At 43.4% G+C, this 14,524-nt stretch carries 10 protein-coding genes and 1 pseudogene; 4 read left to right on the top strand and 7 right to left on the bottom strand.

Going from position 1 to position 14,524, the window contains the following annotated elements:
• The first annotated feature begins 183 nt into the window (after positions 1-183).
• The 3 genes and pseudogenes from E4U82_RS02395 to E4U82_RS20230 form a co-directional block, all read left to right on the top strand.
• Complete coding sequence (locus tag E4U82_RS02395) at positions 184-2,211, top strand: DEAD/DEAH box helicase (RefSeq protein WP_245183500.1); 2,028 nt, start codon at positions 184-186, stop codon at positions 2,209-2,211.
• A 22-nt stretch (positions 2,212-2,233) separates the two neighbouring features.
• Positions 2,234-3,196: a hypothetical protein gene (locus E4U82_RS02390; protein WP_135108445.1), complete on the top strand. Its 963-nt coding sequence runs from the start codon at positions 2,234-2,236 to the stop codon at positions 3,194-3,196.
• A 358-nt stretch (positions 3,197-3,554) separates the two neighbouring features.
• Positions 3,555-3,650, top strand: a pseudogene (locus tag E4U82_RS20230) (AEC family transporter); the annotation flags it as partial.
• An 89-nt stretch (positions 3,651-3,739) separates the two neighbouring features.
• Here the strand turns inward: E4U82_RS20230 and E4U82_RS02380 are convergent.
• Both E4U82_RS02380 and E4U82_RS02375 read right to left on the bottom strand, forming a co-directional pair.
• Positions 3,740-6,469, bottom strand: a complete 2,730-nt coding sequence (locus tag E4U82_RS02380; protein ID WP_135108444.1) for an MBL fold metallo-hydrolase — start codon at positions 6,467-6,469, stop codon at positions 3,740-3,742.
• Positions 6,470-7,127: 658 nt separating this feature from the next.
• Positions 7,128-7,529, bottom strand: coding sequence for an alkaline phosphatase family protein (locus E4U82_RS02375; RefSeq protein ID WP_167751299.1), 402 nt, complete (start codon positions 7,527-7,529; stop codon positions 7,128-7,130).
• A 162-nt stretch (positions 7,530-7,691) separates the two neighbouring features.
• On the opposite strand from E4U82_RS02375, the gene E4U82_RS02370 reads away from it, so the two are divergent.
• Entirely contained in the window at positions 7,692-8,528 is an 837-nt protein-coding gene (locus E4U82_RS02370) for a YitT family protein (protein WP_135108442.1), read from the top strand.
• 131 nt (positions 8,529-8,659) lie between these two features.
• On the opposite strand, the gene E4U82_RS02365 is transcribed toward E4U82_RS02370, so the two are convergent.
• The 5 genes from E4U82_RS02365 to E4U82_RS02345 form a co-directional block, all read right to left on the bottom strand.
• Positions 8,660-10,228 (bottom strand): BCCT family transporter, encoded by a 1,569-nt coding sequence (locus E4U82_RS02365; RefSeq protein ID WP_245183499.1) that lies wholly within the window; start codon positions 10,226-10,228, stop codon positions 8,660-8,662.
• Between the two features lie 487 nt (positions 10,229-10,715).
• A complete protein-coding gene (locus E4U82_RS20610; protein ID WP_135108440.1) occupies positions 10,716-10,847 on the bottom strand; it encodes an SEC-C metal-binding domain-containing protein in 132 nt (43 codons plus the stop codon).
• A gap of 368 nt (positions 10,848-11,215) precedes the next feature.
• Positions 11,216-11,731: a hypothetical protein gene (locus E4U82_RS02355; protein ID WP_245183498.1), complete on the bottom strand. Its 516-nt coding sequence runs from the start codon at positions 11,729-11,731 to the stop codon at positions 11,216-11,218.
• A gap of 510 nt (positions 11,732-12,241) precedes the next feature.
• Positions 12,242-12,454, bottom strand: a complete 213-nt coding sequence (locus E4U82_RS02350; RefSeq protein ID WP_135108439.1) for a hypothetical protein — start codon at positions 12,452-12,454, stop codon at positions 12,242-12,244.
• Positions 12,455-12,950: 496 nt separating this feature from the next.
• Positions 12,951-14,012 (bottom strand): Rpn family recombination-promoting nuclease/putative transposase, encoded by a 1,062-nt coding sequence (locus E4U82_RS02345; RefSeq protein WP_135108438.1) that lies wholly within the window; start codon positions 14,010-14,012, stop codon positions 12,951-12,953.
• Between the last annotated feature and the right edge of the window lie 512 nt (positions 14,013-14,524).

The following is a 14,524-nucleotide window of genomic DNA, read 5'->3' as shown; positions in this document are numbered from 1 at the left end:
TCCGTGTTTTAAAACAACCGCATACATTCATGAGAATACAGGCTTATGAGCAACCATTACGCATTAACTTGTATGCTTTAAAAGTGTGAAACCGGAATATAAACCTGAATTCTTATCCCACTGACCATTCCTCCCCTGACGATCCTGTGATAGACTTATAGTATCATTTCTAGTATAAAGCGGGTGTTACTCTTGGAACAATACCTATTCAAACAAAACAAAGAATTGCTGGATTTGCAGGCAATGGAAATGGACAATGCTTTATGTGCGTTCTTCCGACAAATGAATATATCAGATGAAACATTTGAAATGGAAAATGATCGGGGATTGAAGCGGAAATTCACCATCAACTGGGATGAGCGCCTGCTTCAGGGAAGAGGGATTAAAGGATTTTTCGCCAATTATCATGCGGACTATTTGTGGATCGGCGTGACAAAAAAAGATCAGATAAAAGTCGCTTCCCAGGAAGACATTCCAACTGTAAATGAATTACACAACCCGAATCATGCACAGGCTGTACTCAAGGATCTGGCCAATTTTGCAAACCATAATAACGCCTGGTTTCAGCTCTATCAATCTGCAGAGAAATTTCAGCTGAATCCGAACGACAATCAATTGCTGTGTCTCCCCTATTTACGTGAAATGGAGACGTTTGATTATCAGATCAGAACGGTCCAATCGGTGCTCAGCCGTTTTAAAGGCCGGGTCATGCTCAGCGATGAAGTCGGTCTTGGCAAAACCGTTGAAGCAGGCATGGCCATGCTTGAATATATCATGCGCGGCTTGACAAGGCGGATCCTGATCCTGACACCACCATCACTCGTCCAGCAATGGGAAAATGAAATGAAACGGAAATTTAACCAGGATTTTATCAGAGCCGACGACCCGGCATTTAAAAAGATGGGTGATGCCGCATGGGGCCATTACCAGAAAGTGATCGCCTCCATTGATACAGCCAAACGGAAAAACCATCGCACCAACATCAGTGAACAGTTTTACGATTTAGTGATTGTTGATGAAGCCCATCATCTGAAAAACAGGCGGACACAAAAGTGGCAGTTCGTGAATGCCATCAATAAAAAATACATCTTTCTGTTGACGGCCACACCGGTTCAAAATCATTTGGAGGAGCTGTATAATCTGATTACACTTCTGAAACCGGGGCAATTGAGTACCTACCGTAACTTCCGCAAAAATTTTATAGACGGTAAAGAAGGCATTGAAGTCAAAAATGTGGACAGGCTGAAAGGATTGCTGGGCGATGTCATGATACGCAATAAACGGAACAACGTGGATGTCACATTCACGACACGGACGGCCTATACCAGAACCATTACCATTCCACCACGTGAAAAAGAATTGTATGATCATTTGAGTACGTTTATCCGAAATAATTATGAACGACAGCATAGTGTATTAAATCGCTTCCGATTGAAAAATCTGCAGGAACAGATCGGCAGCACGATAACTGCCCTCATCCCGTCACTGGAGGGGCTTGCGGCGAATGAAAAATTATCAGCGTTTGACCGGAAAGCTTTACAGCAGTTCCTGGATGAAGCACGGGCGATTATTGCGGACAGTGCAGCAGGAAATGAGAAGGCCCGGGAAACCGCATCTATTTTACAGGAATTTGACGGTAAAATGATCGTGTTTACGAAATTTGCCTCCACCCAGCGTTATTTAAGTGATTTTCTGAAAGACAGCGGTTTTAAAGTCGCTGAGTTTCATGGGGGATTGCGCCGTAAAGAAAAAGAAGAACAGGTCACGTACTTCCGTGACGAAGCCGATGTCCTGGTCAGCACCGAAATTGGCGGTGAAGGACGCAACCTGCAATTCTGCAACGGGATGATCAACTATGACCTGCCCTGGAACCCAATGGCGATTGAACAGCGCATCGGACGTATTCACAGAATCGGGCAGGAGCGGGATGTTTTCGTCTACAACCTGGTCGCTGAACACACCATCGAATATTATATTCTGGACCTGCTCGACCGGAAAATTAATATGTTTGAGCTCGTAGTCGGGGAAGTCGATGCCATTCTCGGTGATATGGAGGATGACGAGGACTTTTCCGAAATGGTGATGAAAGCCTGGGTTGACGCTGAAAACAAAGAAGAAGTGGAAAAAGAACTCGATGAAATTGGTGAGACCATGCTGCAAAACAAACAAAAACTGATCAAGCGGCGGGATCTGGATGATACGTTATTTTAAGTGAAGTGAGGTGATCGCAATCATGCAATTACAGCAATTTGTAACCGACACAATCGAAACCCTCGGCGGAATGGTGATGCCTGTGGAATATGCATTGTGCGACGTGCTCATACCGGAAGCCTACACAGTCTATTTCCAGAATAAAACGGAACTCAAGCTTTCCTTTGATTACGAGGTGGCCCAGGAAAATCCGGATTCCGAATTCGTGACGTTTGGCAGTTATGTACTTGAGCAATTATTGACGCTTGTTCATGAACAGGCAAAATCAACACTGCGCTATGCCGAGGTTGACCGACTGGAACTCGGCAACCCGCAGAAAAAAATTAAGGCTTATTTACAGGACGAACAAGGTAAAACAGCCATTGAATCAGAAAGATCCGTCATCGGAGTCTGGGTCGTATTTCAATACCATACCGCTCTTGTAACAGATGAAAAGCTGGAAAACAAAGATCAGGTCTGGATTAATACACTCACGAATGAAGTTGACCCTGTCATGAAAGAAAAACAGGATTATATTATGTACCAGCAGCAAGCAGTATACACTTACCCTGTTCCCGTGAAACCTGATATGGAAACGGCACTCCGGGAGGCCACCTCCTATATGACAGAAAAAAGCAACCAGGAGAAAGACGCACAAGTCGATGAACACCGGATTGCCACAGATATCGATCGGATCAATCATTATTATGATGCCCTTGTCGCCGAGAATGACAAACGCGCTAACCGCAAAGGCCAGAGTGAAGCGAAACGGGAGGAAATCCGCGCCAAAACGGAAACTATCAAACTCGAACGGGACAAGCAACTGGAAGAGATCTATAACAAAGCAAACGGGACAGTGGAAGTCAGTCTTGAAAATGCCATCATCTATTTCGTGCCGTTACTGGAATATGCTATTAGTCGGGAGTTCAGAGGCAATCAAAGTCACCTGATGCTCTATTTTAATCCGGTTACGAAGGCGTTTTTCAAAAAGCCGGATGAAGTGTAGGGCTTACTATCCAAACCTGACAGTATTCAAGACCGTTGTGTGAAAGTCGGGACGTTCCATACAAGAATCATTTGGAGATGATCTTAACAATTTAATCTATTACACAAAAACTAAACAAATGCATCATGTACAACATCAAAAAAACAATTGATGCTGTACATGATATACTGTTTACAACAAGTCAAAGATTTTGATGACAGTTAATCAAAACATCTTTATTTGTTCATATCACGCTGGATATCCACAACTGTATCCCTGGCCAAACCTGTAGAATCCGCAACAAACTCAATTTCCATCCCTTTTTCCAAAAGCCGGCGGGCAATGTTTTCTTTTGTATGTTCCCCAGCTTCTTCTTCCTTACCCGCAATTCGCAGCTCAGATTGTTTTATTTTCGACCTTGTTCAGCGCTGTGACCGTTACAGGTATCATTTACCTTGCAAGGATATTATTTTAGGAAAAACTCGGGGGGGGGGGGGTCGTTTAAAAACCCTGCCGTTGACGGACACTGATTCCGATCCCGGGGGTGCAGCGGCCCCCCCCCGTTCATTTCAGCCGCAGCGTATAGCCGGTTTCAGCCTCTATCCCTGAACGGGCGTTTTCAAACTCATCGCCATCCGGCTTTTCCGCCACCTTGACAGACACTTCTGCTTTATCCATGTGCACGGATGGGTTGCCTGTTTGCCCCCAGTTGTCCGGGAGCCATTCATTGGTGATCCGGATAATTTCATTTTGCTTCGGTGTTTTGGCATAGGTGACGGCCATACCGATTTCCTTCGATAACGTCTGCATCATCTCACTATACCTTGCCGCCACTTCCGGTGAAATGAAGTGCAATTCCATCAGGGGCTGACCGCTTTGATTTTTCATACTTGTTTTATAAATGGATACACCATAATCCTCGCCATATTGCTTCGCGACTGCAATGGCCTGATTATTCTCCATCGGCGCCACATCTGAACCGGCCATATAAAGTGCTTCCTCACCGTAAGTGTCACTGACGCCGACCCCACTCGATTCCTCGGAAAATACGAGCTGAAACCCTGTCGTCTGCTTGAACGCATCCCTGATACGCCTGCTGTTTTCCGGTTTCGCTTCTTTCGTCATGACCACACCATCCTGGATATGGACAGATGGCATGCCGACATGTTGCTCCATAAGGGATGTGAGCAGCGGCTGAAATGCCTCATGTCTGACGGAATCGGAAATCACAGCATCCCATCCTGTCTGTTGTTTGATATCGGCTGTTATCTGTCTCTGGTCAACCTTTGTAATACTGCCTGGAAAATCGAATGACAAGAGGAGATATTCATTTTCCGTTCCGTTTTCTTTCACCCCGCACTTCAAAAAATGCGTGTTACCTGCAAAATAGTCCCGGACGGCATCCATTGCGTGATTGGCGTTCATTTTCACTGCCTGAATCGGTAAAGCCAGATTGCTTAATTGGAACGTGATATCCTTATTGAGTTTGTATCCGGAACGGCCTTCCCTGTCCACATGTTTCTGTGTGTCCGGGATGCTTTGCAAAGCAAGTGCAATCGCAAATTGCTGCGCTTCATCCGTCACCTGCAGTTTTTGAAAAATTTCCTGCAATGACATGATATAATCCGGCAGCACATCCCAATCGATATTTTTCAGATAAGGGCGGCTGAATGTCAAGACGTCCTTTGCTGCTTCAGAAAAGTCATCGATTGGGAGACTCCACGGCCCCAGTGTGTCCAAAACCATGGCTGATGCCACTTTATCCAACTTCCCTTTTGGCGTATCACAATAAAAAGTGGCCATTTTGGGATGGACATTTTGACAAAGGCCAAACTTCAAGGTGTTATCCGTGTCTTTTTGATACAACAGAACATGTCCGATATACGAGCGAAGCCGCTCCTGCTCACGATTCCGTTTATACCGTTTGCCTGTAACCCCTTTTCCTTCCTTACGTTTCTCGAATGGATAGGTCTCCCCATTTTCTGTCAACACAGGGTGAAACCGGGGATGGATTTTGTCTTCCAGAGCCGTCCTGGCATCATCATCCCCATGGACAAGCAGTGTGTACGTCGGGTCAAGGGTTTCAAGGAAGCGCGTCATCTCACTGGCATCCGCGTGGGCCGACAACCCAAATTTATCCACCCGGCAGTTCACATCATACGATGTCCCGTCGATATCAATTGTGCTTTCGTCACCCGCTGCCAGGGCAAGCAATTTTTTGCCGGGACTTTCCTCATCCTGATAACCCGTCAGATATATGGCATTCTTTTCATCCTTCACCAAATGTTTCGCATACCATGCACTTGCCCCGCCGGTCAGCATGCCGGATGAGGCGACAATACAGGCCGGTTTCCCCTCGATAATCGTATCCCGCTCTTTCGCACTGACTGGAATGCATCTGCCTTCAGTCAGAAACGCATCCCCGTTCGTGCGAATCCGGTGAGCAACCGGCCCCTTCAAATAGTGCGGATAATTCCGGTATATTCTGCTGACTGGTGTGACCAAACCGTCCACATAAATCGGAAATGACGGGATCAAACCTTTCTCCATATAGTCCTGTAAAATCAGCAAAACTTCCTGTGCCCGGCCAAGCGCAAAGGCAGGGATTAAGGCAAAACCGCCATTCGTGACGGTTTCTGCAACATGTTCCGCCAGCCGTTTCTCCTCGGTATTCCGGTCCGTATGCAGGCGGTTCCCGTATGTCGATTCCATGACCACCACATCCGGACGCGTGCCTTCCGTAACCTTCGCACCAGGAATTGTCCGCCCGCCGCGGAACGACAAGTCACCCGTCACCAATAGACGCTCACCACCCGCTTCAATCATAAACATGACCGCACCGACAATATGTCCTGCACGATAAGCCGTAATGGTAAGATCACCGATTTTCAACACACCATTCGCCGGCAAAACACGCACATCCATAAGCAATTGATTCATCTGCTCTTCGGTATACGGCATCAACGCCTGGTTTGCACGGCTTTGCTCCAGTAAAATTTTATATGAATCTTTCATCATCAATTGCATCAGATCAGCTGTCGGCGGTGTCGCATACACCGGGACATCCGGATACAATGTATGCACCACAGGCAACGCGCCAATATGGTCCGCATGCGCATGTGTCACAAGAATGGAATCCGGCTTGCTCAATTCTTCCAGCATTCCCAGCATCGGCAGGCCATCCTCACCCTGCATCCGCATGCCTGCATCAATCAAAATACTCGACTCGTCAAACTGAATATGTAAACAGGAGGCACCAATCTCATTTCCCCCGCCCAATACAGATACCTTCATTAAAACACCTCTTGATTGCAAAAATTGTTCCTGAGTCTATTATACTGATATTTTGGTTTTTTTCATATACCTATACCACTACACGTATGACTATAATCGAAAGAAATTGGCATTTGGGGCATGAATTTTAAAATTTTAAATCCTGCCGGACGTCATGAGCCTCTTTTATAGCAATCGTTTCAAATTCAAGGGCTGGGATAGATGTAATTAGATATCCGATAATTGTTGGCGGAAGAACAGTTTTCATCTTAAAATGGCTCATATTATGTTAACAACCGAGTAGGCGTAGCCATTACTGACTACGCCTCTCACAGATCCACACGTGCGGGTCAACGCATGTGGCTCCTCCCAGTTATCTCATTTAGAGATAAAGTTCATCATAAACAGATTCGAGACTTACAAGCTTTAGCTATGTAAAGAATTCATTGTCTAAGCCGGCATGCACCATTGGACTTAATGAACTTCTCCATGCAAACATGCGAATACCTCGCAGGTTTTCTTCTTTCCAACCTTTCTTTCGTAACTCGCGATGAAGACTTTTAACATGTCTCCAGCTCCTCAGTTGTACCATTCGGATCCTTCTTCTTATCCATGCATCCACGTTTTGAATTTGGTTTTCACATTTCCGTGCCTAAAATAATTTGCCCACCCTCCCGGGTCAATAGATGGTAATGAAATTTCGCTCATTTTCACGCAATGCGTCAGCAGCCAATGTCGCTATCGTTGAGGTGAAATGATAACCGGAAAAAGCACTGCCCCGGTGATGCACTGCACTCAAGAGCGAGCCTTTGAAATTTCTATCGGTAATGGATGTTGAATGTACGCCCTTTTCCGCTAAGTATTGGGAAGCGGCCAGTTTATTCAGAAAGGGATCGAAATCAGCAATCTGTCTGCCATCAGAAAAGCCATACGAGAATACGAGATTGGCAACATCCTTCAGATCAGGTATGTGTGCTGAAAAACTGGTCAGGCCATGTTTAGCCGGAATGGAACCTGTATAGATAGCCGTTAAAGCAGCTGCGGTCGTTGAGGGAAAAACGGTTGTGAGTGGTGAAAACACACCACTTCCTTCCCGGGCGCTTTTGGTTAAAAAGAATTTGATCTAAAAGTTGTCATCGGGGAACGCCATAAAACATTGCTGACTTAAAATAAAACATGCTAAACTGTGTCCAATATCGAGCAGATTGACAGCTTTCTATAGTTATACAAGGAGATGTGTCAAATGAAAAAACTGATGAGGGATTTGATTATGATAGTGGCCGGCACATTGCTTTATGCTTTGGCGCTGACCTTTCTGTCAATCCCGAACGATCTTGCAGACGGTGGACTGCCAGGCTTGTCGATTATTTTGTACTATGCATTCGGCTGGTCACCGGGTATAGTGAACTTTATACTGGCATCAATTATTTTACTGATTGGCTACTGGGTTCTGCCAAGGCGTACCATATTCCTGACAGTAATCACAGCCCCGCTCCTTTCATTCTTAATCTATATAACGGAACAAAAAATTGAATCTTTGGGCGATCCGCTTGTTTCAGCTATTTTCGCAGGATTTTTCATTGGCATTGGAGCTGGACTTATCCTGCGAACCGGCAGTTCCATGGGGGGTACAAGTGTCATTGCACGGATGCTGCACTACAACTTTGGCTGGGATCTGACAAGAACGAACTTTGCGCTCGACGCAGTGATTGTGCTGTCCGGACTTTTTATCATCGGACCACTCAATACGATGTATACAATCGTTTCATTATTTGTTGGCAAGAAAGCGACAGACATCATCCTGGAAGGGCTTGACACACGCAAAGCCGTCAGCGTTATTTCCGCCTATGCTCCGGAAATCACCGATGAAGTCATTCAACAAACGAAAACCAGCGCTACGGTATTTGAAGGATATGGCGGCTACATGAAAGAAAATGCAGATATGGCCTACATCATCATTAACAAATACCAGATCTTGAAACTCAAACGCATTATTAATTCCGTTGATGACCGGGCATTCGTTGTCGTCCATGACGTTCGTGATGTTTTCGGCGGCAGCTTCTCCTGGGCAAAAAAGTAATCAGAAAGCGGTTGTTTATACCTAAATTTCTCCCGCTTCAGTTAAAAAAACTTGGCTTTCACAAAATCTACAGTGAAAGCCAAGTTTTTTGTACCGAAACGCCTATCCAGATGCTTACTGCCGGGGATCCTCTACAGTTTCTGTTCTTTGAAAAGCTTTTGACATACACGTGGGGCGGTCCAGAATGTCGTCAGCATTAGTAGCGATACAGGGACAGCTGTCACCACAATAAAGGATTGAAGCGCATCAATACTGGACTCGTCAATGACGATCAGGACAGTTGCGACAAGTCCCATCAGGAAAGCCCAGAAAACACGCAATGATTTAGACGGATCTCCACTACCGGTAATGGCCATTGAAATCGTCAGTGACATCGAGTCGGTCGTTGTCAGAACGAATATAATGGTTGTCAAGAGCAGCAGAAATCCGATAATTGTTCCAAGCGGCAACTGTTCCGCGATGGCAATCATCGCTGCCGGTGGACCAGCGTTATTGAGTGCTTCAGATACAGAACCTGGATTTTTTATTTCCTCAAAGATCCCTGTTCCACCAACGATTGTAAACCAGAACGTTGTCACAACAGGCGCAATGACCGCCACAGCCGTCACAATTTCCCGAATCGTACGTCCTCGGGAAATACGACTGACAAACATAGCCATCATCGGTGCATAACCAAGGAACCAGGCAAAGAAGAAGACAGTCCATCCGCCGAGCCAAGCCCCGTCACTGCGGAACGTACTCATATCAATGAAATTTTGGACATATAAGCCAAACGACTCTAGATATGAATCGAATATAAACAACGCCGGACCGAGCACAAGAATAGCCCCAACGATAACAATCGATAAAATCACATTATAACTACTCATGATCTGAATCCCTTTATGAATCCCAGTAGCTGCCGAAATCGCGGCCACAACTACAACACCAATTATGATTAATGATTGCACATAGATATTATTCGGAACACCAAACAAGGCACTCAGCCCGTAACCAGCCTGGAGGCCAAGAAATCCGATCGGCCCAATGGTACCAGCCGCTACCGAGATAACCGAAAATACATCCACAAACGTTCCAAGCACGCTATTCTTCAAGATTTTATTGCCGAGAATCGGATAAAGCAATGCTCTCGGCTTTAGAGGCGCCCCACGATGATAATGGGCATACATCAATACAAAAGTGCCAAGTGTACCTAGTATCGCCCATGCAAGAAAGCCCCAGTCAACGAAACTGGTAGCAAGTGCAGGTGAAACCGCCTCAGCCGTACCAGCCTCTATACCCGAAAAATGCGGCGGCACCGTTAAAAAGTGACTCAACGGCTCAGCGGCAGCCCAGAACACACCGCCAGCCGCCAGTAATGTACACATAATAATTGAAATCCATTTAAAATTGCTCATTTCCGGTTTGTCCAACTTACCTAAGCGGATCTTCCCATATTTTGAATACCCCAGAAACAACGCAATAAAAAATGTCCCCAACAACACAAATTGATAAATAGCTCCAAAATAGGTTGCGGACAAGTTGAATAAATAATTCACACTATCTGAGACCATCTCCTGATTAATCAAAGCGAGAATCACAAATGCCAGCAATCCACCTCCGCTTAGAAAAAGAACAGGTTTATCAATGGTTTGACCTTTCTTATTTTTACTTAAACTCGTCAAAAATGATTTCCTCCCATAAAAAAACTCACATCGCATGAGTGGCATTATCTTAGCAAGCATACGTTTGTGAGAACCAAAATTTTAAATGACACAATGCATTACGATACAGGGTTTAAGGAGACGTGTCAAGTGTTCGGAGTGGTACGTATATGTCCTTCTTACTCGGAAGTGGGACGTTTCCTTTCACATACCTTCCATTTTCAATTGTCATTCCACCAAAATTGCTTATCCTGGGCATAGTTTTACTACCTTTGTGGAATTTGCGAAGAAACGTTTATTCACTCTTTTCTACCTTTTTTTTGATTAATAAACCTGGACAACGTCAGCGCTTCTCCCGAAATAATCATATAACTTCATTTATTAATGACCTGATCTTGAAAATAGATTGTCCTTAGGAAGGGAATCAGAGCCAATAGGCAAAGGAAAGAGTTCAAATGATGGGGTTTTATGGCTGTTTGCTACGGTATACACAAAATGGTTTAAAATTATCTTCACACTTAAGATCCAAATTATTCGAAACTTATTATTCGCCACAGCATTTTTTATACTTTTTCCCATTCCCACATAGACAAGAGGCATTCCTTTTTGGCTTTTCCTGTACAAATTCATTTGTTTTTTTGCCTGCCTGTAAAGCGTCTATTTCGACAGATTTCATTTCTTTATAACGTTTATTTCGGTTTAAAATCCGTCACATCAAGCTTGGCTATAGCAGTAATTATTCCTATTCTTTAAACAAGGGGGCACACCACTTGGCTACCCCCTCTCATATAAGGAGTCAGAAAGAATCATTGGACCATTTATCCCAAAAGTACGTCCGTCAGCCGTCACAACGTTATTTGTTTACGCGTAAACTGTTTATCCGTATCGCTTTATCATGTGCTTAACATATCATTGTAATATCAGTGTTCTTTTGTTTGGCACAAAACGTTTAAAAGCATGTTTTCTTTTTCCCCTTATAGCCGGGTTATACCCAGCTTTGAACAAAAGATATTCTTTTGCTCAAAGCAAGGTACAACACCCTTGCTACAAATATTTATCAGCTTCATAAAATTCCACTTCCACCTGGTGATTCTGTTTTTCGATTGCCATTGACAGCCGATTTGCTTTCTTTTCCAGCTTCATCGCGCGCTCTTTTAACTTGCCCGGATCAAACAAGGCTTTCCGATAGATTGTCTCTTGCATATGGTAGGCTTGAATCCTTTCCATCGGCTTCCGAACCCCGAACCTCTTTAACAAAATTGCTTCACCACGCAATTGCTTTGCCAATTCAATCGCTTCAGCAATAGACAAATCGCCATCTTCCCATTTGAAAATATGGTCGGTGTTTGCCTTGGCAATAAGATAATCAATTTTCCGATAGTCTTCCCGAACCTGTTTCAATTCCCGTGTCAGCTGGTCAAATGATTTATCAGGCAATGTCTCCACATCACCCTTGGCAAATTCGACATAGGCTGCGTTATCCCGCTCATCGATCTTCTCCTGAATCTGCTTCAACATCGTCACTTTTAGGGGTAATAACTCCGCTAACGTTAATTTCAACTCAAAACCTCCCGAACGTTATTTAATCAGCCAACAATTCCGCTTACAACACATCCCGCTAATTTATTATCGATTGTGCTGTTGCGGAACAGCCAATTAAGCAGGACCGGCTCCGTATAAAATTCTTCCGCGAACACCTTACCTTCAACGAATAAAAGTGCATAACTAAAATGGAGCTGTATATTCAATCTATTATCATTTTTAAATGAAATGCGTTCATTATCCATCTGGTAATTGTTAATATCCGTTCCATAAGTCTCGAAATAATAGTCAAAATTCGGGTTTCTTTTTTCACCTAAAATAGAGCCAAGAACTTGATAAAAAGCCTCCCCGCTATTTAGTATGGGGGCAGAAGGTAGTTTAGGAGGTTTTATACGGAGAGGCGGGCATGATAGCATGGGATGCGTGAGCCAATATCCTTTGATACTGGCGTCTTGGCTCGTGAATCATGCCCGCAGAGGCTCCGTGTCAAACCGACTACGATTCTATCTTTTGGTTATGCTCCCAACATCAAATAGCGAGGAGCCGATAAAAATCGGTAATTTGATCATCGAAAATAGATTCATCCAATTTTCCATGAAGCTTATTTTCTTCCTGTGACAACGCAAAACAGTCCAGATCAAGCCGGTCATTCAGAGCTGATCGCCATTCTTCCATTGATAGGTTTTGATTAGCAGTCGCTGTAAAGCTCCGAGCAACACCAATCGTATAATTTGTTCCCATGAGAAAAATCGCTCCTTCGTTATTTTATTGTTAAAGCAAATGGACAAAAACAAAATCGTTATTATCGAGCTGATTTCTAATGACTGAGTAATACGAGTGGGTCACTTGCTATTCGGGAAATGTTAAAATACTGGAGGTCTATGTGAAGATTGTCAGCGATGCTAATCCTATCATTTTCCCATTTTGCCAATCTAAGAGGATTTTCAGAAGTTTAAATTAAAAGAAATATGCTAAAACACCACTACTATTTACCTATTATTATACAAGAATTCGAGTTCTTGTCCATAACAAAATTCAATATTTTAATATCTCTTAGTTAGGTTTTAATTTGAACAAGTGTAAACTAAATTTGAGTTTGAGATCAACAAAAAGGAACATGTTCTGTTGCAAAAAACTAGCGGTCATGTACAACTTCAAAATAACAATGAAGTTGTACATGATAATTAATTAATGCTTATAAGTATAAAAGTGGAATTTGCAGCTAGTCAAAATATCGTTATTTTCCCATATCATCTCGGATATCCATGACTGTATTCCTGGCCAAACCTGTGGAATCCGCAACAAATTCAATTTCCATACCTTTCTTCAAAAGTCGGCGGGCAATAGATTCTTTTGCTTTTTGTTCTGCCTCTTTTTCCTTTCGCTCTGCTTCTTGTATCCGCAATTCAGCTTCACGCTTGGCTGCTTCCTCATCCATAATCCGCTTCAAGCGGGCTTCATAAGCTATCCTTTGTTCCTGTTCCGTGCTCAGCCCTTCCCAGTTTTGAAAGGCTTCAAACAGCGATGGATCCTTCAAGGCAATCTCCTCCAATTCCTTATAAATATCATCATAGATTTTCCCGTTTCTATGATCGACCATACCAAGCAGCAAAAGCCATCTGGCCAGCACACTGTTCCATGGGTCCAGTTTATCACGTTTCCAGTCCTTTATTAACTTGCCCATCTCTATGAAATGAAATTCCATCACATTCGTCAGTTTGAATTGTTCTTCATCATCGTATAAATGATACGAGGTGTGAAAGCGTTCTGTTTGTTCTAAAAGATCAAAGTTAAGAATATTAATCGCAATGACCGGGCGTAGCTCTTTATATGCCATTCCTTTTCCAAGCGGATTGGTATAGGCTTTGGACCAGTAATATATCGAACGCTTAATCATATCATATTGATTCGTAAACTGGATTTCCACATTAATCCACTCATCCGCCTCCGTTACAACCAGCAAGTCCAGCCTTGACTGCTTATCATCACTATATTCCCCGCCAAGTTCCCTATTCACAAATGAGATATCTTTGATCTGGTTTCTGCCTGTTTTTTGCAAAATCGCATTCAAAAATACAACTGTAATCGCTTTGTTCTTTTCATTTCCGAAGAGTTGCTTGAATGCATAATCGACTTTCAAATCCATTAAGCGTTCGAGCGGGATCCGTTTGAGCAATGTTGCTTTTCGATTTTCCTTACTTTCGCGTTTTCGCCTGGAATACTCACTTCCGTCTTCCAACACTTGAAACTTTGCCGTGTGATCAAGGGTGTTTTTATTGTACAGTTCAGCCACTGCCATATCAACACTTCCTTTAGAATTTGTGAGGACGTAACGAGTTGTTTTTCTGATTTTATGATATCAAAATACTGTTATAAAAACAAGTGTTCCCGTATACATTTCTCTATTTATACATGGATACTGAAATGAAACGCCCTCCTGTTTGGACACATATGTAAAATACGTCCCCTCAGCCCTGTTTTCAACACAGCACATAATGGATGGGCCTCTTTGTACTACAATCGAAAGAAACTTGGATTTAGGGGCATCATGCTGAAAAATATTTAAAATTTTTTTCATCAGGACATGCCACTTTTTCCGGATATGTTTCGATTATACGGGTGAGGGAGTATCGTTATTTAACAGGAGTCACCGAAAAGTGACGGCACCATACCCTTAACTATGATATAATAATTAAGGAAAGAATTGCAGTTGAGCCAGAAAAAAACAGAACATCTTTTCAGTTCTGTTTTTTAGGTTCAATTGCAATTTTTCCTATTGAACAATAGTCGCAAACCCACTTTTCTATCATT

The organism is Lentibacillus salicampi, from assembly GCF_004565465.1.
Lineage (GTDB): Bacteria > Bacillota > Bacilli > Bacillales > Amphibacillaceae > Lentibacillus > Lentibacillus salicampi.
The sequence above is the reverse complement of the archived record's forward strand: the minus strand, read 5'-3'. Positions and strand labels throughout refer to the sequence as shown.

Excerpts from the sequence above, each read along its gene's own strand:
- E4U82_RS02370 (WP_135108442.1), top strand. The coding sequence starts at position 7,692 with ATGAAAAAACTGATGAGGGATTTGATTATGATAGTGGCCGGCACATTG.
- E4U82_RS02365 (WP_245183499.1), bottom strand. The coding sequence starts at position 10,228 with ATGCGATGTGAGTTTTTTTATGGGAGGAAATCATTTTTGACGAGTTTA.
- E4U82_RS20610 (WP_135108440.1), bottom strand. The coding sequence starts at position 10,847 with ATGAAATCTGTCGAAATAGACGCTTTACAGGCAGGCAAAAAAACAAAT.
- E4U82_RS02350 (WP_135108439.1), bottom strand. The coding sequence starts at position 12,454 with ATGGGAACAAATTATACGATTGGTGTTGCTCGGAGCTTTACAGCGACT.
- E4U82_RS02390 (WP_135108445.1), top strand. The coding sequence starts at position 2,234 with ATGCAATTACAGCAATTTGTAACCGACACAATCGAAACCCTCGGCGGA.
- E4U82_RS02345 (WP_135108438.1), bottom strand. The coding sequence starts at position 14,012 with ATGGCAGTGGCTGAACTGTACAATAAAAACACCCTTGATCACACGGCA.
- E4U82_RS02380 (WP_135108444.1), bottom strand. The coding sequence starts at position 6,469 with ATGAAGGTATCTGTATTGGGCGGGGGAAATGAGATTGGTGCCTCCTGT.